The organism is Alsobacter soli (assembly GCF_003004785.1).
GTDB classification, from domain to species: Bacteria; Pseudomonadota; Alphaproteobacteria; order Rhizobiales; family Beijerinckiaceae; genus Alsobacter; species Alsobacter soli.
This window is the reverse complement of record NZ_PVZS01000010.1, coordinates 137,236-156,210: the sequence shown is the minus strand read 5'-3', so window position 1 is coordinate 156,210 and position 18,975 is coordinate 137,236. Positions and strand designations below refer to the sequence as shown.

The window sequence follows — 18,975 nt, the reverse complement described above, 5'->3', positions numbered from 1 at the left end:
TTTCCGTCCCAAGTTTCTTTTTTGTTTGGGTTGGTGAGCTTCGCGCCCCGGAAGGCCTCTAGAGGCCGGTCGAGGCTCGTTGCGGCAGGTTCGCCGCCACCACGGCGCCCTCGCTTTCGAGCGACGCGATTTCTTCGGCGCCGTATCCGGCTTCGGCGAGAATATCCCGCGTGTCTTCGCCGAAGACCGGGGCTCCCTTGCGAACGCCGCCGGGCGTATTCGAGAACTTCACCGGCAGGCCCAACGTCTTCACCGGCCCCAGTGTGGAGTGTTCCACCTCGACAAGCATCTTGCGAGCGATGGTCTGCGGGTCTGAGAGCGCCTGCAGGGTGTCGAGCACCGGCCCACAGGGCACGCCGGCGGCGTCGAGCAGGGAGAGCCAGTGGTCCGCCGGCTTCGCTTCGAAGACCTTGCTCAGCTCGGCTTCGAGCTCGGGGAGGTTCTTCATGCGGTCTGGGTTGGTGCGGAACCGGGGATCATCCGCCAAGGGGAGCGCGCCGATGGCCTCGAGCATGCGCATCCAGTTGCGCTGGTTGGCGCCGCCGACCACAAACCAGCGGTCGCTGCCCCGGAAGGCCTGGTAGGGCGCGTTGAGCGGGTGGCCGGATCCCATCGCCTTGGGAGCGACCCCCGTCGCGAGCGCAATGGCCGATTGCCAGTAGGTCTGCACCAGCGCGGCTTCGAACAGCGAGGTCTCGACCCACTGGCCCTCGCCGGTCTTCAGGCGGTGCGCATAAGCGGCGAGGATGCCCATGGCCGCGAGAATGCCGGCCGTGATGTCGGAGAGCGGCGGCCCGCACTTGGCCGGGGGGCCGCCCGCCTCGCCGGTGAAGCTCATGATGCCGCTCATGGCCTGGGCGACGAGATCGAAGCCCCGCCGGTCCTTGTAGGGGCCGGTCCGCCCGAAGCCCGACAGGGAGCAATAGATAAGCCCCGGGTTCTCGGCCTTCAGGTCCTCGTAGGACAGGCCCAGGCGCGCCATGGCCCCCGGCGCGAAGTTCTCGACCAGCACGTCCGCGGTCTTCACCAGGCGCCGCAGCACCTCCTTGCCTCCGGGCGTCTTCAGGTCGAGGACGAGGCCGCGCTTGTTGCGGTTCATCATCATGAAGGCGGCGGCTTCGTCGCCGATCTTCGGGGGCACGGAGCGGCGGGTGTCGTCGCCGTCGGGGTTCTTTTCGATCTTGATGACGTCCGCGCCCATGTCGGCCAGCATCAGCGTGCAGGTCGGGCCGGCCATGACATGCGTGAGATCGAGGACTTTCAGTCCGCTGAGGGGACCCATGCTGGTCTCTTCTTCTGAATGGAGGGGCTGGTTTTCGGGCGGGGCGCTCGACGCCTCATTCGCCCCTGAAGCGGGGTGGGCGCTTGTTCAGAAACGCGTCCATGCCCTCGCGGAAGTCCTGGCTCATGTAGCACATCAGGATCAGGTCCTTGCCTTCAGCCGGGGCGTTGTGCTCGGCGATCCGCCGCAGGCCCTCCTTGGTGGCCTGCATGGTGAGCGGCGCGTGGCCCGCCATCAGCGTCGCGAGCTCTTCCGCGCGCTGGCGGACAGCTTCCGGCGTGTCGTGCACTTCGGAAATGAGCCCGATCTGCAAGGCCTCCTGCGCTTCGACCAGGCGTGCCGTGAAGACGATGTCCTTCACCCGGGCCGGGCCGATGAGCTGGGCGAGGCGCGACAGGTTCGCGATGGACAGGCAGTTGCCGAGCGTCCGCGCGATCGGGAAGCCGAACCGCGCGTTGGCGGCGCCGATCCGGATGTCGCAGCGTGACGCGATTCCCGCCCCGCCCCCGGTGCAGGCGCCCACGATGGCTGCGATTACGGGTACGCGGCACCGTTCGAGCGCTCCCAGCACCCTGTCGATCCGGGCTTCGTACGCCAGCGCGTCCTCCGGGGTCGAGAAGGCCCGGAACTGCGAGATGTCGGTGCCGGCCGCGAAGGCCTTGTCGCCTGCGCCTGTCACGATCATGGCGCGGATCGAACGATCGGCGTCCACCTGCTCGCAGACCCAGGCGAGCTTCTCGTACATGGCGAACGTGAAGGCGTTGCGCGCCTCGGGGCGGTTGAAGGTCACGCGGGCGATGCCATCGCGGACCTCGTAAAGCAATTCTTGGGTGTCGGCCCCAGCTGCGCGTGCGCTGTCCGTCATCAGGCGTCCTCGGCTTAGGGCTTCTCCGGCCGTCTCCGCGACCGTCGAGCGCGCTTCCTCCATGCCGCCGTCTTGCGCGGCGATATGCGCTAAGGTTGAATGCAATCTTCCACCAGCGCAAGCCAAAATCTACCCGGAGTTGTCCCTGTTGGCTTCTTTTGCATTCAGCGCGTCGCGGCTCTCGGAGTGATCATGCTGCACGAAGAACTCGTCGCGAACCTGCGCAACATGCTGGTCGAGGGGCAGATCCCTCCGGGCGCCCGGATCGACGAGCGGGAGCTGTGCGCCCGCTTCGGCATCTCGCGCACGCCGCTCCGAGAAGCCCTCAAGGTGCTCGCGTCCGAGGGCACCATCGTGCTGTTGCCCCACAAGGGCGCGCGCGCGGCGAAGCTCACGCGAAAGGACGTCGCGGATCTGTTCGAAGTGGTGGAGGGGCTCGAGGCCAAGGCCGGCGAACTCGCCTGCGAGCGCATCACGGAGGCCCAGCTTGCGGAGATCGCGGCGGCGCACCATGCGATGGTGGAGCATCACAAGGCGGGCGACCTCGCCGCCTACTACCGGTGCAACCGGACCATCCACGAGTTGATCGTCGCGGCGGCGGACAACGCCGTTCTTGCCGGCCTCTATCAATCGGTGACGGCCCGCATCCGGCGCGCCCGCTTCGTTGCGCCCATGTCGCCCGAGCACTGGGCGCTCGCGGTGCTTGAGCACGAGGCCATCCTCAACGCCCTTGTCCGGCGCGACAGCCGCGCCTTGGCGTACCTCCTGGGGCGACACTTGCGTCACAAGCGCGAGGAAACGGAGCGCGCCGGCTTCGCGGCCGACGCCGAGCAAACAACGCGCAACCGGAAGGCGCGCACGCGAGCGGCCGGGGAAGGATGATCGGCGAGCGACCGCTCCTCGTAACTCAATGCTGGTCGAGATCGGGCGCGCTGGCCTCCGCGCCCATCTGGCTTTCGATGGCCTGCTCCCTGCCGACCTCCACGAATGAGCCGTCTGGCGGAAAATTCACGGGCCTGTAGCCCGGGTCGCGCCGGAGTCTCTCGACCGCAGACCAGTGAATGCGTGATCCCGGAGGGATGAAGCGGGGCTCTCCGTCCGGGATGTAGTAGCCGAGGAAAGACGGCCTGGCCTTCCATTCCTTGTAGCGGTCGTTCTTCGGCGCGTACTCGAGAGGAACCCATGCGCCCCGGAGGGACTGATGGAACTCCCCCAAGGGGCTCGGCTCCACATACGTGTAGGGGCTGCCCTTGCGTCGTTTGCCCAGGACGAGGTGGTTGACCGTCTGCGGGTTCACGCTGAGGCCGTGCTTTTCGGCCTCCCTGATCATCCAGAGCAGGGGATACTTCGACAGGCCGCTCTCTGCTTCCGGATAGCCGCCTCCGACATCGGCATGCACCCCCGCGAACCAGACCTGGTCGGAGTCCTGGGGCTTGTCATATGCGGTCGCGACAAAGCGGTTGGCGCGAAACATCTGCCCTGGCTCCCAGGGGTGCAGCCGGAACATGCGGCGCCGTTCGTCGATCGAAATGGCTTGTCTGAAAGCGGCGACGCTCGGGTTGCTGCGGGTGAACAGCAGCTCCTCGAGGCTGAACAGAAAGAACCGGTCCGGCCGCGGCGTGATGATGCTTGCGACGGTGTCCCACACCCCCATGAACCGGATCGTCGGCCAGCGCGTCGATGTGATCCGAGCGAATTGCGAGGCCCGGTCGTCCGGCGCGAGAGCGTCGGCGGCGCCGGATGCGGCGACCAGGTCCTGGGTGGCGCGCTGCGCCGCCGCGCTCGTCTGCTTGTAGGTGGTGAGGGCTGCCCCGCTCAGGTGCTTCTGCTCCCGCGACAGCAGGCCGACCGTGTGGATCAGGGCGGCCAGGACGCGGACCGTATAGGCGCCGCGGCTGAACCCGAAAAGGTAGATCTGGTCGCCACGCTCCCAGTTGTCGATCAGGAATTCGCATGCGGCCAGCACGTTGTCATCGAGCCCGTAGCCGAAGGCGAGCCCCATCACCATCGCGGTGTTCTGCTTCAGGGTGTTCCACGGGTCGGGCCGGGCCAGTGTTCCGACGCCCGGATCATAGAAGACCAGCTGCCGGGGTTCGGTGCGGTCGGTCTTCCGAGTGACGCGGTAAAGCTTGAGAACGTTCGAGATGTTCTCGCTGATCTCGTTTCCAGTGCCGTCGGAGCAGATCACGATGTTTCTGGCCATGGCGCCTCGATACTACTCTCCTGGGTGCGCTTCGCCAGTAGATGTCCAAAGACGCAGGAGGGGTGTGAACGACGTCACGCCTGCGAGCAGGCAAGAAAAAAGGGCCGCTCGCGCGGCCCTTTTGGTTGCTCGGGTCAGGCCCGGCCAGCGCGACGCAAGTCGCGGCGTCAGACGAACTGCCCGTGGCAGTGCTTGTACTTCTTGCCCGAGCCGCAGGGGCAGGCCTCGTTGCGGCCCACGCGCCCCCACGTGGAGGGATCGTTCGGGTCGCGCTGCTCGGGCGGCACGACCGCGTCGGCGCTGATGCCGAGCTGGGCCGCCGCGCGGGTCGTGGCGTCCATGGGGGCCATTTCGTTCTCGCCCGTGAGCGGGTTGATGTGCGTGGCCTGCATGGGCGGCAGCTCCTGCGCCGCCTCGGGCTGCTGGAACATCACCTCGATGCGCATCAACTGCGCCGTCACCTGCTCGCGCAGGTGGGTGATCAGGCCGTCGAAGAGCTCGAAGGCCTCCTGCTTGTACTCGTTGAGCGGATCGCGCTGGGCCATGGAGCGCCAGCCGATCACCTGCCGCAGGTGGTCGAGGGTGACCAGGTGCTCGCGCCAGAGGTGGTCGAGCATCTGGAGAAGCACCTGCTTCTCCACATAGGTCATCACCTCCTGGGTGTTCTTCTCGACCCGCTCCGCATAGGCCTCGTCGGCCGCCGCCTTGAGGCGCTCGCGCATCTCCTCGTCGGCGATGCCTTCTTCCTTGGCCCAGTCCGCGACCGGCACGTCGAGGTTGAGCAGGCGCTGCACGTCATCGTCCAGGCCGGCGATGTCCCACTGCTCGGGATAGGCGCCCTCCGGGATGTGCTTGGCCACCAGGTCGTCCACCACGCCGTGGCGCATGTCGTCGATGGTGGCCCGGACGCTCTCTTCCGCCATGAACTCGCGACGCTGCTCGAACACCACCTTGCGCTGGTCGTTCATCACGTCGTCGTACTTCAGGATGTTCTTGCGCATGTCGAAGTTGCGGGCTTCGACCTTCTGCTGCGCCTTCTCGATGGCCTTGTTGATCCACGGATGGATGATCGCCTCATCCTCCTTGAGCCCGAGCTTCTGCAGCATGCCGTCCATGCGCTCGGACCCGAAGATGCGCATCAGGTCGTCCTGGAGCGACAGGTAGAACTTGGACCGGCCCGGGTCGCCCTGGCGGCCAGAGCGGCCGCGCAGCTGGTTGTCGATGCGCCGGCTCTCGTGGCGCTCCGTGCCGACCACGTAGAGGCCGCCGGCAGAGAGCGCCTTCTGCTTGAGCTCGGCCACTTCGGCCTTGATGGCGGCGATCTTCTCGTCCCGCTCGGAGCCCTCCGGCATCTGCACGAGCTCGTGGCGGATGCGCATGTCGGCGTTGCCGCCGAGCTGGATGTCCGTGCCGCGGCCGGCCATGTTGGTGGCGATCGTCACCGCGCCCGGCACGCCCGCCTGGGCGACGATGAAGGCCTCCTGCTCGTGGAAGCGGGCGTTCAGCACCGCGAAGGTCTTGGACGGCTTGCCGTCCCGCGCCGCCTTGTAGAGCGGATCGAGCGCGTTCGGGCTGGTGAAGTCGATCAGCGTGTAGCCCTGCTGCTGCATGAACTCGGCCAGCTGCTCGGACTTCTCGATCGACGTCGTGCCGACCAGGATGGGCTGGCCCTTGTCGGCGGCCGCTTCGATCTCGCGCACGATGGCCTTCAGCTTCTCGGCCTGGGTGCGGTAGACCTCGTCGTCCTCGTCAATGCGGTTGACGCCGATATTGGTCGGGATCTCGACCACCTCGAGCTTGTAGATGTCGAGGAACTCGTCCGCCTCGGTGGCCGCCGTGCCGGTCATGCCGGCGAGCTTCTTGTACAGGCGGAAATAGTTCTGGAACGTGATGGAGGCGAGCGTCTGGTTCTCGGGCTGGACCTGGACGTGCTCCTTGGCCTCCAGGGCCTGGTGCAGGCCTTCCGAATAGCGACGGCCCGGCATCATGCGGCCGGTGAACTCGTCGATAATGACGACCTCGCCGTTGCGCACGATGTAGTCCTTGTCGCGCTGGAACAGCGTATGTGCGCGCAGCGCCTGGTTGACGTGATGCACCAGCGTCGCGTTGGCGGCGTCGTAGAGCGAGCCCTCCTTGAGGAGGCCCGACTCTTCCAGCAACTGCTCGATATGCTCGTTGCCCTGCTCGGTCAGGGACACGGCGCGTTGCTTTTCGTCCACCTCGTAGTCGCCCGGCACGAGCCGCGGCAGAAGCTTGTCGATGGCGTTGTAGAGGTCGGAACGGTCGTCCAGCGGACCGGAAATGATGAGCGGCGTGCGCGCCTCGTCCACCAGGATCGAGTCCACCTCGTCCACGATGGCGAAGTGGTGCCCGCGCTGAACCATCTGGTTCAGCTCGTATTTCATGTTGTCGCGCAGGTAGTCGAAGCCGAACTCGTTGTTCGTGCCGTAGGTGATGTCGCACGCGTAGGCCTCGGCGCGCTGCACATCGTCCAGGCCATGCACGATGATGCCGACCGAGAGGCCCAGGAAGCGGTAGACCTGGCCCATCCACTCGGCGTCGCGGCGGGCGAGGTAGTCGTTCACCGTGACCACATGCACGCCCTTGCCGGCGAGCGCGTTCAGGTAGGTCGGCAGCGTGGCGACGAGCGTCTTGCCTTCGCCGGTCTTCATCTCGGCGATCGAGCCTTCGTGAAGCACCATGCCGCCGATGAGCTGCACGTCGAAGTGGCGCTGGCCGAGCACGCGCTTGGCCGCCTCGCGCACCGTCGCGAAGGCCGCCGGGAGGATGTCGTCGAGCGTCTTGCCCTCGGCGAGCTGGCTCTTGAACTCGTCCGTGCGGGCGCGCAGCTGCTCGTCGGTGAGGGCGGCGACTTCGAGCTCGAGGGCGTTGATGGCGGCGATCTTCGGCCGATACGTCTTGAGCCGGCGGTCGTTGGCCGAACCGAACACCTTTTTGGCAAGTGCGCCGAACATCGAGAACCCTTCTCACGTCGAAAGGCGGCGCGGCTGGCCCGGGGCCAGGCGCCGAGGAGGAAATTGTCGGAGGGGCTTATAGCGCCATCCGGGTCGGGACGCACGGCCGTAATCGGCCCTGCGCCAAGGGAAACGCGCGACGCCCGCCAACGGTCGCGCCTTCGCCTACATGGCGCCGCGATCCCCGTTTTTCAAAGGGGCGCGACTGTACACGCCAAACACGTCTTGCAAGGCGGGCCGCCTTGCTCCACTCATGCGCCTCGAACGCGCTTTGACCTTGCGCTCGCGCGCGCCGAACCGGATCCAAACGCTCATGATCGACACGAAGACACTTGGTCGCCCCGCCCTGATCCTCGCCACGGCGGCCGTGGCGCTTGGGCTCGGCTGGGGCGCCGCCTCGGCGCAGACCGCCGCCTCCGGCGACAAGGACAAGGTCGTCGCCACCGTGGACGGCCTGAAGATCACCGAGAAGGACCTCGATCTCGCGGCAGAGGACCTGGGCGGCAGCATGCCGCAGATGCCGGAGCCGGCCAAGCGCGATTACCTCGTCGGCTATCTCGCCGACCTGAAGCTCGGCGCCCGCGCCGCCGCGCAGGCCAAGGTGGACTCTTCGCCCGAGTTCGCCGCCCGCGCCGCCTACCAGCGCGACAAGCTGATGCTGGACGAGTATCTCGGCCAGGAAGCCAAGAAGGCCGTCACCGAAGACAAGATGAAGGCCCTCTATAACGACACCGTGAAGGACCTGAAGCCCGAGCCGGAGGTTCACGCTCGCCACATCCTGGTGGAGACCGAGGACCAGGCCAAGGCCGTCGAGGCGCGCCTGAAGAAGGGCGACGACTTCGCCAAGGTGGCCGAGGAACTCTCCAAGGACCCGGGTTCGGGCAAGGAGGGAGGCGACCTGGGCTGGTTCACCAAGGACCGCATGGTGCCCGAGTTCGCCGAAGCGGCGTTCAAGCTAGAGCCCGGACAGGTGTCCGACCCGGTGAAGAGCCAGTTCGGCTGGCACGTCATCAAGGTCGAGGAGAAGCGCACCAAGGCGGTCCCGCCCTATGACGAGGTCAAGGACCAGATCCAGCAGTACCTGACCCGCAAGGCGCAGACGGACATCGTCATGGCGCTGCGCTCCAAGGGCAAGGTCGAGCGGCTCGACAAGCCCGCGGCCCCGGCCCCCGCTGATCCGGCCAAGCCGGCCGACGCCGCCAAGCCGGCGGAGCCGAAGAAGAACTGACCGTTTCGAATTTCGGAGCCGGGGGCTTTCTCCCCCGGCTTTTTCTTGCCCCTGCCGGCCGTGCGTCCGCGCGGCTCCTTCCACTCTCCTGACCGACTGCCGAGGATCGCCATGGCGACCGCCGTTTCCCCGCTCGCTCCCGAACGGTTTCCCGACCTGCCGCCCATCGCGGGCGTCACCTTCGCGACGGCGGCGGCCGGCATCCGATACAAGGGCCGCACGGACGTGCTGCTGCTGAAGCTGGCCGAGGGCACGGCGGCGGCGGGCGTCTACACGCGCTCCAAGTGCCCCTCCGCCCCGGTGGACTGGTGCCGCAAGGCGCTGCCGGGCGGCGTGGCGCGGGGCCTCGTGGTGAACTCCGGCAACGCCAACGCCTTCACGGGCAAGACCGGCGCCGAGGCCGTGAAGCTCACGGCCGACATCGCCGCCAAGGCGCTGGGCTGCAAGCCGAGCGAGATCTTCCTGGCCTCCACGGGCGTGATCGGCGAGCCGCTCGACGCCACCAAGTTCGGCGGCGTGCTGGACGAGTGCGCCGCCCGCGCCGCCGAGGGGCCGTGGATCGAGCCCGCCAAGGCCATCATGACCACCGACACCTACCCCAAGGGCGCCACCGCCAAGGCGACCATTGGGGGCGTGGAGGTCACGATCAACGGCATCGCCAAGGGCGCCGGCATGATCGCGCCCGACATGGCCACCATGCTGTCCTTCATCTTCACGGACGCGCCGATCGCAGCCGAGGCGCTGCAGGCGATGCTGTCGCGGTCGGTGAAGACCTCGTTCAACGCCATCACGGTGGACAGCGACACCTCCACGTCCGACACCCTGATGCTGTTCGCCACGGGCGCGGCCGAGGCGCGCGGCTGCCCCCGCGTCACGGAGGCCTCGGACCGCCGCCTCGCCGGCTTCCGCAAGGCGCTCGACACCGTGCTGCTCGACCTCGCCCATCAGGTGGTGAAGGACGGCGAGGGCGCCCGCCACTTCATCGGCGTGACGGTCGAGGGGGCGGTGAGCGCGACCTCCGCCAAGCGCATCGCCAAGTCCATCGCCGACTCGCCCCTGGTGAAGACGGCGGTGGCCGGCGCAGACGCCAACTGGGGCCGCGTGGTGATGGCCGTCGGCAAGGCCGGCGAGCCGGCCGACCGCGACCGCCTCGCCATCTGGTTTGGCCCGCACCGCGTCGCCGTCAACGGCGCTCGCGATGGCGACTACGACGAGGCCACCGTGTCCGAGTACATGAAGGGGCAGGACATCGACATCCGCGTCGACATCGGCCTCGGCAACGGCAAGGCCAAGGTGTGGACCTGCGATCTCACGAAGGAATACGTCGAGATCAACGGCGATTACCGGAGCTGACCAGCGCGTGCGGGCAACAGGTTGCGCGCGCCGCGGTCGGTTTTCCCGTCTGGTGACGATGCTAGGCTCCGGCCGTTTCTCGTGACGGAGCCTTTTTCATGGTTGCGTTGTTTGCGCGGCTCGCCCTTTCGGCGACCGTATGCGCGGGCCTTTCCGCCTGCGTCACCTACCAACCTCTGGACACCGCCTTCGACGACGCGATGGCCGCCAAGGCCAAGGCGCAGCTGGAGCCCGGAATGGCCACGATCAAGGGCAGCGCCTTTTTGCGGAAGCCATCGGGGAGCTTTGTCACAGCGGGCGGCGAGTGGGTCTACCTGATCCCGGCCACGCCCTACGCCGAGGAGCGCTTCAAGCGCTTGTTCGGCGAAGGTCGCTACAACAGCGCCGTGTGGGGCAACAACGCCCCGCCGCCGGACCCGCGCTTCTCCGAACTGATGCGCAAGCTGAAGGCCCACAAGGACGGTTCTTTCCGTTTCGAGAACGTCAAGCCGGGCCGCTATTTCGTCTCCTCCTCCCTCACTTGGACGCCGAAGGACGAGATCCTGCCCCATGGCGGGGCCGTCTACGACGAGGTCACCGTCAAGGGAGAGGAGGAAACAGCCGACGTCGTGCTGTCCGGCAAGTAGCGAAGGATGGACAAAGAAGCTGCGGACCGGCGGGGCCCGTTCTATAAGCGGCGGCCCGTTTTTCTCGGAGAGTCCCGTGAAGCTCGTCCTTGTCGCCGCCTGCGCCCTCGTCGACGCCGACCGGCGCGTGCTGATCGCCCAGCGCCCGGAGGGAAAGCAGCTGGCCGGCCTGTGGGAGTTCCCCGGCGGCAAGGTCGAGCCTGGCGAGCGGCCCGAGGAGACGCTGATCCGCGAGCTCCACGAGGAGCTCGGCATCACCGTCAAGGAGGCGTGCCTCGCGCCGCTGACCTTCGCCAGCCACACCTACGAGACGTTCCAGCTGCTTATGCCGCTGTGGATCTGCAAGCGGTGGGAAGGCCAGGTGATCCAGAAGGAGCACCAGGCGCTCAAGTGGGTCCGGCCGAACAAGCTGCGGGACTACGCGATGCCGCCGGCGGACGAGCCGTTGATCCCGCCGCTCGTCGACCTGCTCGGCGGCTGAGGTGGAACCGTCGGCGCCCTCCAGCGCGACCGTGATCGGGCGGCTTCTGGCCTGCTCGCTCCTGTGGTCGTCCGGCTTCCTGTTCATGAAGCTGGTCGGGACCACCCATCCTTTCGTGACGGCCGCGAGCCGGGCCGCCATCGCCGCGCTCGCGCTGGCCGCCTGGTTCCTGCTGAGGGGACAGAGCCCGCTGCCGCGGCGCGATGAGGCTGCCCCATGGGTCCTGCTGGGCACGCTCAACGGATGGCTGCCGAACGTGCTGACCGCTTACGCGCTGGCCCAGATCCCGGCGGGCCTGAGCTCCATGATCCAGGCCTCCGGCCCCCTGATGGTGGCCGTGCTCGCCCATTTCTGCTTCGTGGACGAGCGGCTGACACCGCGGCGCGTCCTCGGTGTCATTATCGGTTTCGTGGGAATGGGCGTGCTCATCGGCCCGAAGGCCTTCCTCGACGTCGATGGCGGCGCGCTCGGAGTGGCCGCCATGGTGGGCGTTTCGCTGAGCTACGCGGTCGGCAACGTCTACGCCAAGACGGTCCGCCACGTGGAGCCCGCCCGCATGGCCCTCGGCCAGCAGACGATCTCGGCTCTCGCCGCGACCACCCTGGCGCTTGCTTTCGCCCGCCAACAGGCCGGCGCCCAGATGGCGGCGCACTGGCCCTCTCTTCTGGCCCTTGGCCTGGTCGCCACGGCCGTGCCAATCACGATCTTCATGACCCTGATCCGTAGCGCTGGGCCCACCAAGGCGGCCATGATCGGCTATCTTCTGCCCGTCTGGGCCACCCTGATGGCGGTGCTCTTCCTGGACGAAACCGTCAATCTCCGCGACATCGCCGGCGCAGGGATCATCCTGGCCGGCGTGTGGGTCGTGTCCACCGCCCCGCGCCCCGAAGCGGGCTGAGGGCGCGCGCTTAGGCCGCCAGCTCGTCCGCCCGGGCGGGCTGGCCGGCCCGGGTCTTCCACAGGGACCAGCCGATGCCGGCGCCGAGGATCGCGAAGGTCACGCCCAGCGAGATGGAGGGCGGGATCTTGGCGACGCCGAGCATGTCCGCGACCACGATCTTCGAGCCGATGAAGATCAGCACCGTCGCCAGCGCGTATTTGAGGTAGGCGAAGCGGTCGATCATGGCGGCGAGCGCGAAGTAGAGCGCGCGCAGGCCCAGGATCGCGAAGATGTTTGACGTGAACACGATGTAGGGATCCGTGGTGATCGCGAAGATCGCCGGCACGGAGTCGACCGCGAAGATCACGTCCGCAACGTTGACCAGCACCAGGACGAGAAAGAGCGGCGTGAGGCTCAGGACGCGCTTGCCCGACGCCGGATCGTGCTCGCGCACGAGGAAGCGCTCGCCACGCAAGCCGTCCGTCACCCGGAAGCGCCGGCGCATGAAGCGCAGCAGCGGATTGGACTCCACGTCATAGGCCTTGTCGGCCGCCCAGAGCATCTTGACGCCGGTGCCCACCAGGAAGGCGGCGAAGATGTACAGCACCCAGGAGAACTGCTGCACCAGTGCGGCGCCCAGGCCGATCATGAGCCCGCGCAGGATGATGACCGCCAGAATGCCCCAGAACAGCACCCGGTGCTGATAGGCGCGCGGAATGCCGAAATAGCCGAAGATCATCGCCATGACGAAGATGTTGTCCATCGAGAGGCTTTTCTCGATGACATAGCCGGTCAGGTATTCGAGGCCGGCCTGGGGCGAGATCTGCCACCACACCCAGCCGCCGAAGGCGACGCCCATGGCGATGTAGAACGCGGAAAGCAGGAGGCTCTCGCGAACCGAGATCTCCTTGGATTTCGTGTGCAGGACGCCGAGGTCGAAGGCCAGCAGCGCGATGACGAGGCCGGCGAACGCCGCCCACATCCAGAGCGGCTTGGCGAGCAGGGGAAGAGTCAGGATGTCCAGCATGTCGGGCCCACTGTTGACGGTTCAACGGTGGCGCCGACATCACGAGAGGGTCGGACTCTCGCCAGAGGGGCCCGGTCGCCGCAGGTGAGGTGGTGTGGCGCCCGCGCCCGTTCAAGGCCCCTTGGCGGCAAGGCGGCCCCGGAGACCCTCGCCCCGCTGGCGCGCCGTTCGGCGCGCGGGCATAACAGCAAGCGAGATCGTTGCTGACACGCCGCCGCGCCAGGCCACGCCTGCCGCCACGGAGACTGTCGTATGGTGGTTCATGCCCTCGCCCGCGCGGTCACGCTTGGAGCGGTCCTGCTCGCGCTGGTCTCGGCCGCTCCGGCGGGCGCCCAGACCGCCGTGCGCGTGCTGCTGGATGGGCGGATCGACGTCCTCGGCGCGCCCTTCCTGCTCGCGCAGGAGCGGGGTTACTTCCGCGCCGAGAACCTGGACGTGTCGCTCGAACCTGGGACAGGGTCCCGCGACGCGGTCGCGCGCCTCGCCGCCGGGGATCACCACCTCGGGGTTGGCGACATCAATACCCTGATCAGGATGAGGGACGAGAACCCGGCCGTGGATCTCAAGGCCGTGTTCATGCTTCAGGACGCGCCGCCCTTCGCCGTGATTGGGCGAAAGAGCCGGGGCCTCTCGGAGGACCCCTCGAGCCTGGCCGGAAAGGTGATCGGGGCTTCCTCGGCGGATGGTGCGGCGGCCCAGTGGCCCGTCTATCGCGCCTTGGCCAAACTGGAGGCCGCAGCGGCGCGCATCGAGAGCGTGGGACTGGCCGTGCGGGAGCCCATGTTGGCCTCGGGCGAGCTGGATGCGGTGTTCGGCTCGGCGGTGTCCACGCCCGTCGTCCTGAGGAGCCGCGGCGTGCCTGCGGACGACCTCGTCGTGCTGGCCATGCGGGACGCCGGGCTGCAGCTCTACGGCGACGCCGTGCTGGCGACAGGCGCCTTCGCGCGCGAGAATCCTGATGCGCTGCGGGCCTTCCTGCGCGCGCTGTCCCGCGGCATGCGGGACGCCGTGGCGGATCCGGCGGCCGCCGTTGACGCCGCCCTGCGCCGAAACGAGCAACTCCGGCGCGAGGTCGAGAACGAGCGCCTTTTGCGCGCCGTCCAGACGGTCCATGTCACGCCCTGGGTCAGGGAGAATGGCTGGGGCGGCGTCGATCCGGCCCGGTTCGCACGAGCCATCGAGCAGATCGGATTGGCCTTCGGCTTCAGGCAGAAGCCCCAGGTGGCTGACGTTTTTACGGGCGAGTTCCTGCCCGATCCCGAGGACAGGCGGATCGACTGATCGCTTCAGACGAGCCGGAACTGCAGCAGCGTCGTGCGCTGCAGAAACGAGAAATTGTCGTCGGAGATCAGGGTCAGCACGAGGCCGCCGTCGGGCGCGGCGTGCACGGCGAGCCCTTCCATGTTGTCGATGTGCTGGCGCATGTCGGCCTGGATCAGGGCCGGCCCGTCCAGGACGGCTCCCGGCCGAAGCTCGTCCCGCGCTACGCGGCGGATGCGCATGCCGACGCCGTCGATCCAGTTGAAGCGCCGCTCCAGCAGGAGCATGTCGCCGCCGGGCAGGAAGGCGAGGTCCGTGATGTCGAAGTCGTCGTGGCGCGCGACCGCGAACTCGCCGCGTTGAGGACCGGTGAGGATCCAGCCCTTGGTCGGCGCCTCCGCGCCCCGCACCGCCCGCTCGGCGATGACCACCAGCGAGCCTGCGATCGCGCCGCCCGTCGCGACGCCGATCGCCTCGAGACTGCGATTTTCCGGCAGCGTCTTCACGGCGGGCGGCGCAGGCACGATCTGGCCCCGGGCGGCGAGTCCGTCCCGCCCGATCTCGAAGCGGCGGACCTCGTGAACCCGCTCGATGCCGATGTAGGCCACGCCCTCGTGCACGCAGAGGCTCTCGCAGTCCCAGCTGGGCGTGCGCCAGAGCGGAACGCCGTCGGCGCCCAGCACGGGGGCGATCACCGCGTCGGTCAGCCCCGTCGGGGTCTGTTCCGTGTAGGCGATCCTGGCGGAGAGCCATCCGCCGACATCGCTCAGGGCCAGCAGGCGCTGGCCGTCGGCTGAAACCGACAGGCCGGACCAGCCGCCGAAATGCGGGCTGTCGCTGTCCAGGTCGAGGCCGCCAATGAACTCCAGGCCGCCGAACCGCCGGAGCTCCCGGTCCATGATGTCGAACTGATCGACAGGTCGGGCCTTGACGGTCACTCCGTTGGGAGCCAGGGGGCCGCTGGGCGGCCCTGATCCGGCCAGCGCCGGCCCGGATCCCAGGGCGGCGGCGGCCAGCAGGCCGCGGCCGAAAGCACGACGGCTCAGCTTCATCCGCGGGCGCCGGCCGCGCGCCGGGGCGAGGCGACCTGCTTCGGGGGCGTGGCGTTCTCGTCGAAGAGCTCCGCCAGCTTCTCGGTCATGGCGCCGCCGAGTTCCTCCGCGTCCACGATGGTGACGGCGCGGCGGTAGTAGCGGGTCACGTCATGGCCGATGCCGATGGCGATCAGCTCGACCGGCGAGCGGGTCTCGATCTCCTCGATGATCCAGCGCAGGTGGCGCTCCAGGTAGTTCCCCGGGTTCACCGACAGGGTGGAGTCGTCGACGGGCGCGCCGTCCGAGATCATCATGAGGATCTTACGCTGCTCCGGCCGGGCCAGCAGGCGCTTGTGCGCCCAGTCCAGCGCCTCGCCGTCGATGTTCTCCTTGAGCAGGCCCTCGCGCATCATCAGGCCAAGGTTCTTGCGCGCGCGCCGCCACGGCGCGTCCGCGCCCTTGTAGATGATGTGGCGCAGGTCGTTCAGTCGGCCCGGGTTGGCCGGCTTGCCCGCCTGGAGCCACTGCTCGCGGGACTGGCCGCCCTTCCAGGCTCGGGTCGTGAAGCCGAGGATCTCGGTCTTGACCCCGCAGCGCTCCAGCGTGCGGGCCAGGATGTCAGCGCAGGTGGCCGCCACCGTGATGGGGCGGCCCCGCATGGAGCCGGAATTGTCGATCAGCAGGGTGACGACGGTGTCGCGGAAGTTGGTGTCCTTCTCGCGCTTGAACGAAAGCGGCTGGAACGGATCGATGATGATACGGGGCAGTCGCGCCGGATCGAGCGCGCCTTCCTCGAGGTCGAACTCCCAGGCCCGGTTCTGCTGCGCCATGAGGCGGCGCTGCAGCCTGTGGGCCAGGCGCGCCACCACGCCCTGCAAGTGGCTGAGCTGCTTGTCGAGGTAGCTGCGCAGGCGGGCGAGCTCCTCCGGGTCGCAGAGCTCCTCGGCCTCGATCATCTCGTCGAACTTGGTGGTGAAGGCCTTGTAGTCCGGACCGCGTGACTCGCGGGTGTTGGAGACCGGCGGCCGCCAGGCCTCGGACGGCTCTTCGCCTTCCGCTTCGTCCATGTCGTCGGGCATCTCGCCCGTCGGGCCTTCGGACGTCTCCGACTGGCCCTCCTCCATCTCCTCGGTCGCCTCTTCGGAGCGCTCCATCTCGGCGCGCTCGGCGGCGGACTGCTCCTCGGACTCGCCTTCCTGCTGCTCTTTGTCCTGGCTCTGCTCGTTGGATTCCTCGTCTTCCTCCGAGTCCTCCGGGTCGAGGCTGGAGTCCTCGGCCATGTCCAGGCTCGCCAGCATCTCGCGCACGGAGCGGGCGAAGTGGCGCTGGTCCTCCAGGTTGGAGGCGAGCTTGTCGAGGTCCTTGCCCGCCTTCTCCTCAACCCAGGGTCGCCACAGGTCGACGATCTTCTGCGCGGCGGGCGGCGGCTTCAACCCGGTGAGCCGCTCGCGCACGATCATGGCGACCGCGTCTTCGAGCGGGGCGTCGGCCCGGTCGGTGACCTCGTGATAGGCGCCCCGGTGGTAGCGGTCCTCCAGCATCGCGGTGATGTTTGAGGCGACGCCAGCCATCCGGTTGGAGCCGATCGACTCCACGCGCGACTGCTCCACCGCGTCGAACACCGCGCGGGCCTGCTGGCCTTCCGGCGCGAGCCGCCGGTGGACGACCGCGTCATGGCAGGCCAGCCTGAGGGCCATCGAGTCCGCCTGGCCGCGAACGATCGCGGCGTCCGCGGCGCTCATCTTGCGAGGGGGCTCAGCCAGCCGCGCGCGCTCGCCTGTGAGCGCCGGTCGGTCGGACGCGAAGGTCACCTCCAGCTCCGGCGTCTTGGCGATGGCCCGCAGGCAGCCGGCCACCGAGCGCTTGAAAGGCTCGGCGGGGGCTTCCTTCGGCTGGGCGGGCTTGCGGTTCGACGAGCTCATGCGGATCCGGCGGTCGGTTTAGCTCAGCGCCACGTTGACGGCGCTCTCGGGCAGGTCCTGCCCAAAGCAGCGCTGGTAGAACTCGGCGACCAGCGGGCGCTCCAGCTCGTCGCACTTGTTCAGGAAGGTGATCCGGAACGCAAAGCCGAGGTCCTTGAAGATGTCGGCGTTCTCGGCCCAGGTGATCACCGTGCGCGGGCTCATCACGGTGGACAGGTCGCCGTTGATGAAGGCGTTGCGGGTGAGGTCCGCCACGCGCACCATCTTGTTGACGATGTCGCGCCCTTCCTTGCCCGTGTAGTGCTTGGCCTTGGCCAGCACGATGTCGACTTCCTTGTCGTGGGGCAGGTAGTTGAGCGTGGTGACGATGGACCAGCGGTCCATCTGGCCTTGGTTGATCTGCTGCGTGCCGTGATACAGGCCCGAGGTGTCGCCGAGCCCGACCGTGTTGGCGGTCGCGAACAGGCGGAACGCCGGATGGGGCCTGATGACGCGCTTCTGGTCGAGCAGCGTCAGCTTGCCCGAGACCTCCAGCACGCGCTGGATCACGAACATCACGTCGGGGCGGCCGGCGTCGTATTCGTCGAACACCAGCGCGATGTTGTTCTGCAGCGCCCAGGGCAGGATGCCGTCCTGGAACTCCGTCACCTGCTTGCCTTCGCGCAGGACGATGGCGTCCTTGCCCACGAGGTCGAGGCGGGAGACGTGGCTGTCCAGGTTGATGCGGATGCAGGGCCAGTTGAGGCGGGCGGCCACCTGCTCGATGTGGGTCGACTTGCCGGTGCCGTGGTAACCCGTGACCATCACGCGGCGGTTGCGTGCGAAGCCTGCCAGGATGGCCAGCGTGGTGTCCCGGTCGAACAGGTAGTCCGGGTCGAGGTCGGGAACATGGGCGTCCGGCTCGGAGTAGGCGGGCACCTCCATATCGAGGTCGAGGCCGAACAGCTTACGCACGGACACCGTCGTGTCCGGCAGCCCCGGCGCCAATGCAGTCGTGGCAGACATGGATCCTCACAGACGAAACACGGGGCGCGAGCCCCGCGGTCCCGGCGGTCAGCCCGGACCAGAAACTTGTTTAGAGGCTGGCGCGCCCAGAGGCAATTCGCGCAAGCCCAACCCTCGATGCGCGCTCATGCGCGCCGCGCGGAGCGGCCATTCCGGTCTCGACCCGGGTCAGGCGCGGCCGGCCGCCTTGAGGGTGTTGTAGGCGTTGATGATCTCGCGCAACCGGTCCTCCAGCGACCGGTCCCCGCCGTTCGCGTCAGGATGGACCTGCTTCACAAGCTCCTTGTAGCGGGCCTTCACGGCGGCGGGCTCCGCCGTCTCGTCCAGGCCCAGGGTGTCATAGGCTTTGCGCGCCAGCGGACCCACGCCGGGCCGGCGGGGAGCCTCCGCCTGGGCCCGGCCCGCGAACCCGGCGGCTCGGAACACGCCGAGCGGATCCTCGTAGTGGAATTCGGCTTCGCCGGCGGGGCTGGCCTGTTGGGCGCCGCCGTTCTTGACCCCCATGGACCAGGTCGGGCGATGCCCGACGAGGGCCTCCTTCTGGTACTTGGCGACCGCCTCGTCGGACATGCCCGCGAAGTAGTTGTAGGAGGCGTTGTACTCGCGGACGTGCTCCATGCAGAACCGGAAGTACTCGCCCTCGTGCAGCCGGCCCTTGGGGGCGCGGTGCTCGCCCAGGGCCTGGCATCCCGGATGGTCGCACCGCGGGCCATTCGAGCCCGCGGCCTTCGGCTGCGCCGCTTCGGCGCGGCGGGGACGGCTGCGAATCTTGTCGAAGATGGGCGAGTTGAGATTCATGGCGGCGTCATTATGAGGTGTCGGACGATCGGGGCA

16 protein-coding genes are annotated in these 18,975 nt (G+C 68.0%); 7 read left to right on the top strand and 9 right to left on the bottom strand.

What is annotated here, in order from left to right:
- Window positions 1-58: 58 nt before the first annotated feature.
- Together SLNSH_RS11240 and SLNSH_RS11235 are read right to left on the bottom strand one after the other, a co-directional pair.
- The gene (locus SLNSH_RS11240) at window positions 59-1,282 is read right to left on the bottom strand and encodes a CaiB/BaiF CoA transferase family protein (RefSeq protein ID WP_106337068.1); all 1,224 of its coding nucleotides are present in this window, start codon (window positions 1,280-1,282) and stop codon (window positions 59-61) included.
- A 55-nt stretch (window positions 1,283-1,337) separates the two neighbouring features.
- On the bottom strand, window positions 1,338-2,147 hold the full coding sequence (locus tag SLNSH_RS11235; RefSeq protein ID WP_106337066.1) for an enoyl-CoA hydratase/isomerase family protein: 810 nt from the start codon (window positions 2,145-2,147) through the stop codon (window positions 1,338-1,340).
- 192 nt (window positions 2,148-2,339) lie between these two features.
- Between SLNSH_RS11235 and SLNSH_RS11230 the strand changes: the two genes are divergently transcribed.
- The gene (locus SLNSH_RS11230) at window positions 2,340-3,029 is read left to right on the top strand and encodes a GntR family transcriptional regulator (RefSeq protein ID WP_196240239.1); all 690 of its coding nucleotides are present in this window, start codon (window positions 2,340-2,342) and stop codon (window positions 3,027-3,029) included.
- A gap of 25 nt (window positions 3,030-3,054) precedes the next feature.
- On the opposite strand, the gene SLNSH_RS11225 is transcribed toward SLNSH_RS11230, so the two are convergent.
- Together SLNSH_RS11225 and secA are read right to left on the bottom strand one after the other, a co-directional pair.
- Window positions 3,055-4,350, bottom strand: coding sequence for a DUF2235 domain-containing protein (locus SLNSH_RS11225; protein WP_106337063.1), 1,296 nt, complete (start codon window positions 4,348-4,350; stop codon window positions 3,055-3,057).
- Between the two features lie 167 nt (window positions 4,351-4,517).
- On the bottom strand, window positions 4,518-7,325 hold the full coding sequence (gene secA / locus SLNSH_RS11220; RefSeq protein WP_106337061.1) for a preprotein translocase subunit SecA: 2,808 nt from the start codon (window positions 7,323-7,325) through the stop codon (window positions 4,518-4,520).
- Window positions 7,326-7,638: 313 nt separating this feature from the next.
- Between secA and SLNSH_RS11215 the strand changes: the two genes are divergently transcribed.
- The 5 genes from SLNSH_RS11215 to SLNSH_RS11195 all read left to right on the top strand — a co-directional run bounded on the left by SLNSH_RS11215 (window position 7,639) and on the right by SLNSH_RS11195 (window position 11,911).
- A complete protein-coding gene (locus SLNSH_RS11215; protein ID WP_106337140.1) occupies window positions 7,639-8,553 on the top strand; it encodes a peptidylprolyl isomerase in 915 nt (304 codons plus the stop codon).
- A gap of 111 nt (window positions 8,554-8,664) precedes the next feature.
- Window positions 8,665-9,906: a bifunctional glutamate N-acetyltransferase/amino-acid acetyltransferase ArgJ gene (gene argJ / locus SLNSH_RS11210; protein WP_106337059.1), complete on the top strand. Its 1,242-nt coding sequence runs from the start codon at window positions 8,665-8,667 to the stop codon at window positions 9,904-9,906.
- A 98-nt stretch (window positions 9,907-10,004) separates the two neighbouring features.
- Complete coding sequence (locus SLNSH_RS11205) at window positions 10,005-10,532, top strand: peptidase associated/transthyretin-like domain-containing protein (protein ID WP_106337058.1); 528 nt, start codon at window positions 10,005-10,007, stop codon at window positions 10,530-10,532.
- 76 nt (window positions 10,533-10,608) lie between these two features.
- Complete coding sequence (gene mutT / locus SLNSH_RS11200) at window positions 10,609-11,013, top strand: 8-oxo-dGTP diphosphatase MutT (protein ID WP_245422250.1); 405 nt, start codon at window positions 10,609-10,611, stop codon at window positions 11,011-11,013.
- 1 nt (window position 11,014) lies between these two features.
- Entirely contained in the window at window positions 11,015-11,911 is an 897-nt protein-coding gene (locus SLNSH_RS11195; protein ID WP_106337054.1) for a DMT family transporter, read from the top strand.
- Window positions 11,912-11,921: 10 nt separating this feature from the next.
- Here the strand turns inward: SLNSH_RS11195 and SLNSH_RS11190 are convergent, their stop codons facing one another.
- Window positions 11,922-12,920, bottom strand: a complete 999-nt coding sequence (locus SLNSH_RS11190) for a TerC family protein (RefSeq protein ID WP_106337053.1) — start codon at window positions 12,918-12,920, stop codon at window positions 11,922-11,924.
- Window positions 12,921-13,172: 252 nt separating this feature from the next.
- Here SLNSH_RS11190 and SLNSH_RS11185 point away from each other — a divergent pair, with 252 nt between their 5' ends.
- Window positions 13,173-14,201, top strand: a complete 1,029-nt coding sequence (locus tag SLNSH_RS11185; protein ID WP_106337051.1) for an ABC transporter substrate-binding protein — start codon at window positions 13,173-13,175, stop codon at window positions 14,199-14,201.
- Between the two features lie 5 nt (window positions 14,202-14,206).
- Here SLNSH_RS11185 and SLNSH_RS11180 read toward each other — a convergent pair whose 3' ends face one another.
- The 4 genes from SLNSH_RS11180 to SLNSH_RS11165 all read right to left on the bottom strand — a co-directional run bounded on the left by SLNSH_RS11180 (window position 14,207) and on the right by SLNSH_RS11165 (window position 18,939).
- On the bottom strand, window positions 14,207-15,232 hold the full coding sequence (locus tag SLNSH_RS11180; RefSeq protein WP_106337049.1) for an esterase-like activity of phytase family protein: 1,026 nt from the start codon (window positions 15,230-15,232) through the stop codon (window positions 14,207-14,209).
- The gene (cobT, locus tag SLNSH_RS11175; RefSeq protein ID WP_106337047.1) at window positions 15,229-17,136 is read right to left on the bottom strand and encodes a cobaltochelatase subunit CobT; all 1,908 of its coding nucleotides are present in this window, start codon (window positions 17,134-17,136) and stop codon (window positions 15,229-15,231) included. Before cobT ends, SLNSH_RS11180 begins: the two co-directional genes overlap by 4 nt.
- Window positions 17,137-17,154: 18 nt before the next feature.
- Entirely contained in the window at window positions 17,155-18,141 is a 987-nt protein-coding gene (gene cobS / locus SLNSH_RS11170) for a cobaltochelatase subunit CobS (protein ID WP_106337045.1), read from the bottom strand.
- Between the two features lie 168 nt (window positions 18,142-18,309).
- Window positions 18,310-18,939: a J domain-containing protein gene (locus tag SLNSH_RS11165; protein ID WP_106337043.1), complete on the bottom strand. Its 630-nt coding sequence runs from the start codon at window positions 18,937-18,939 to the stop codon at window positions 18,310-18,312.
- Window positions 18,940-18,975 lie beyond the last annotated feature (36 nt).

Bases quoted from the DNA above. Each gene is read 5' to 3' on its own strand.
- SLNSH_RS11240 (WP_106337068.1), bottom strand. From the start codon at position 1,282: ATGGGTCCCCTCAGCGGACTGAAAGTCCTCGATCTCACGCATGTCATG.
- SLNSH_RS11235 (WP_106337066.1), bottom strand. From the start codon at position 2,147: ATGACGGACAGCGCACGCGCAGCTGGGGCCGACACCCAAGAATTGCTT.
- SLNSH_RS11230 (WP_196240239.1), top strand. From the start codon at position 2,340: ATGCTGCACGAAGAACTCGTCGCGAACCTGCGCAACATGCTGGTCGAG.
- SLNSH_RS11225 (WP_106337063.1), bottom strand. From the start codon at position 4,350: ATGGCCAGAAACATCGTGATCTGCTCCGACGGCACTGGAAACGAGATC.
- secA (WP_106337061.1), bottom strand. From the start codon at position 7,325: ATGTTCGGCGCACTTGCCAAAAAGGTGTTCGGTTCGGCCAACGACCGC.
- SLNSH_RS11215 (WP_106337140.1), top strand. From the start codon at position 7,639: ATGATCGACACGAAGACACTTGGTCGCCCCGCCCTGATCCTCGCCACG.
- argJ (WP_106337059.1), top strand. From the start codon at position 8,665: ATGGCGACCGCCGTTTCCCCGCTCGCTCCCGAACGGTTTCCCGACCTG.
- SLNSH_RS11205 (WP_106337058.1), top strand. From the start codon at position 10,005: ATGGTTGCGTTGTTTGCGCGGCTCGCCCTTTCGGCGACCGTATGCGCG.
- SLNSH_RS11190 (WP_106337053.1), bottom strand. From the start codon at position 12,920: ATGCTGGACATCCTGACTCTTCCCCTGCTCGCCAAGCCGCTCTGGATG.
- SLNSH_RS11185 (WP_106337051.1), top strand. From the start codon at position 13,173: ATGGTGGTTCATGCCCTCGCCCGCGCGGTCACGCTTGGAGCGGTCCTG.
- SLNSH_RS11180 (WP_106337049.1), bottom strand. From the start codon at position 15,232: ATGAAGCTGAGCCGTCGTGCTTTCGGCCGCGGCCTGCTGGCCGCCGCC.
- cobT (WP_106337047.1), bottom strand. From the start codon at position 17,136: ATGAGCTCGTCGAACCGCAAGCCCGCCCAGCCGAAGGAAGCCCCCGCC.
- cobS (WP_106337045.1), bottom strand. From the start codon at position 18,141: ATGTCTGCCACGACTGCATTGGCGCCGGGGCTGCCGGACACGACGGTG.
- SLNSH_RS11165 (WP_106337043.1), bottom strand. From the start codon at position 18,939: ATGAATCTCAACTCGCCCATCTTCGACAAGATTCGCAGCCGTCCCCGC.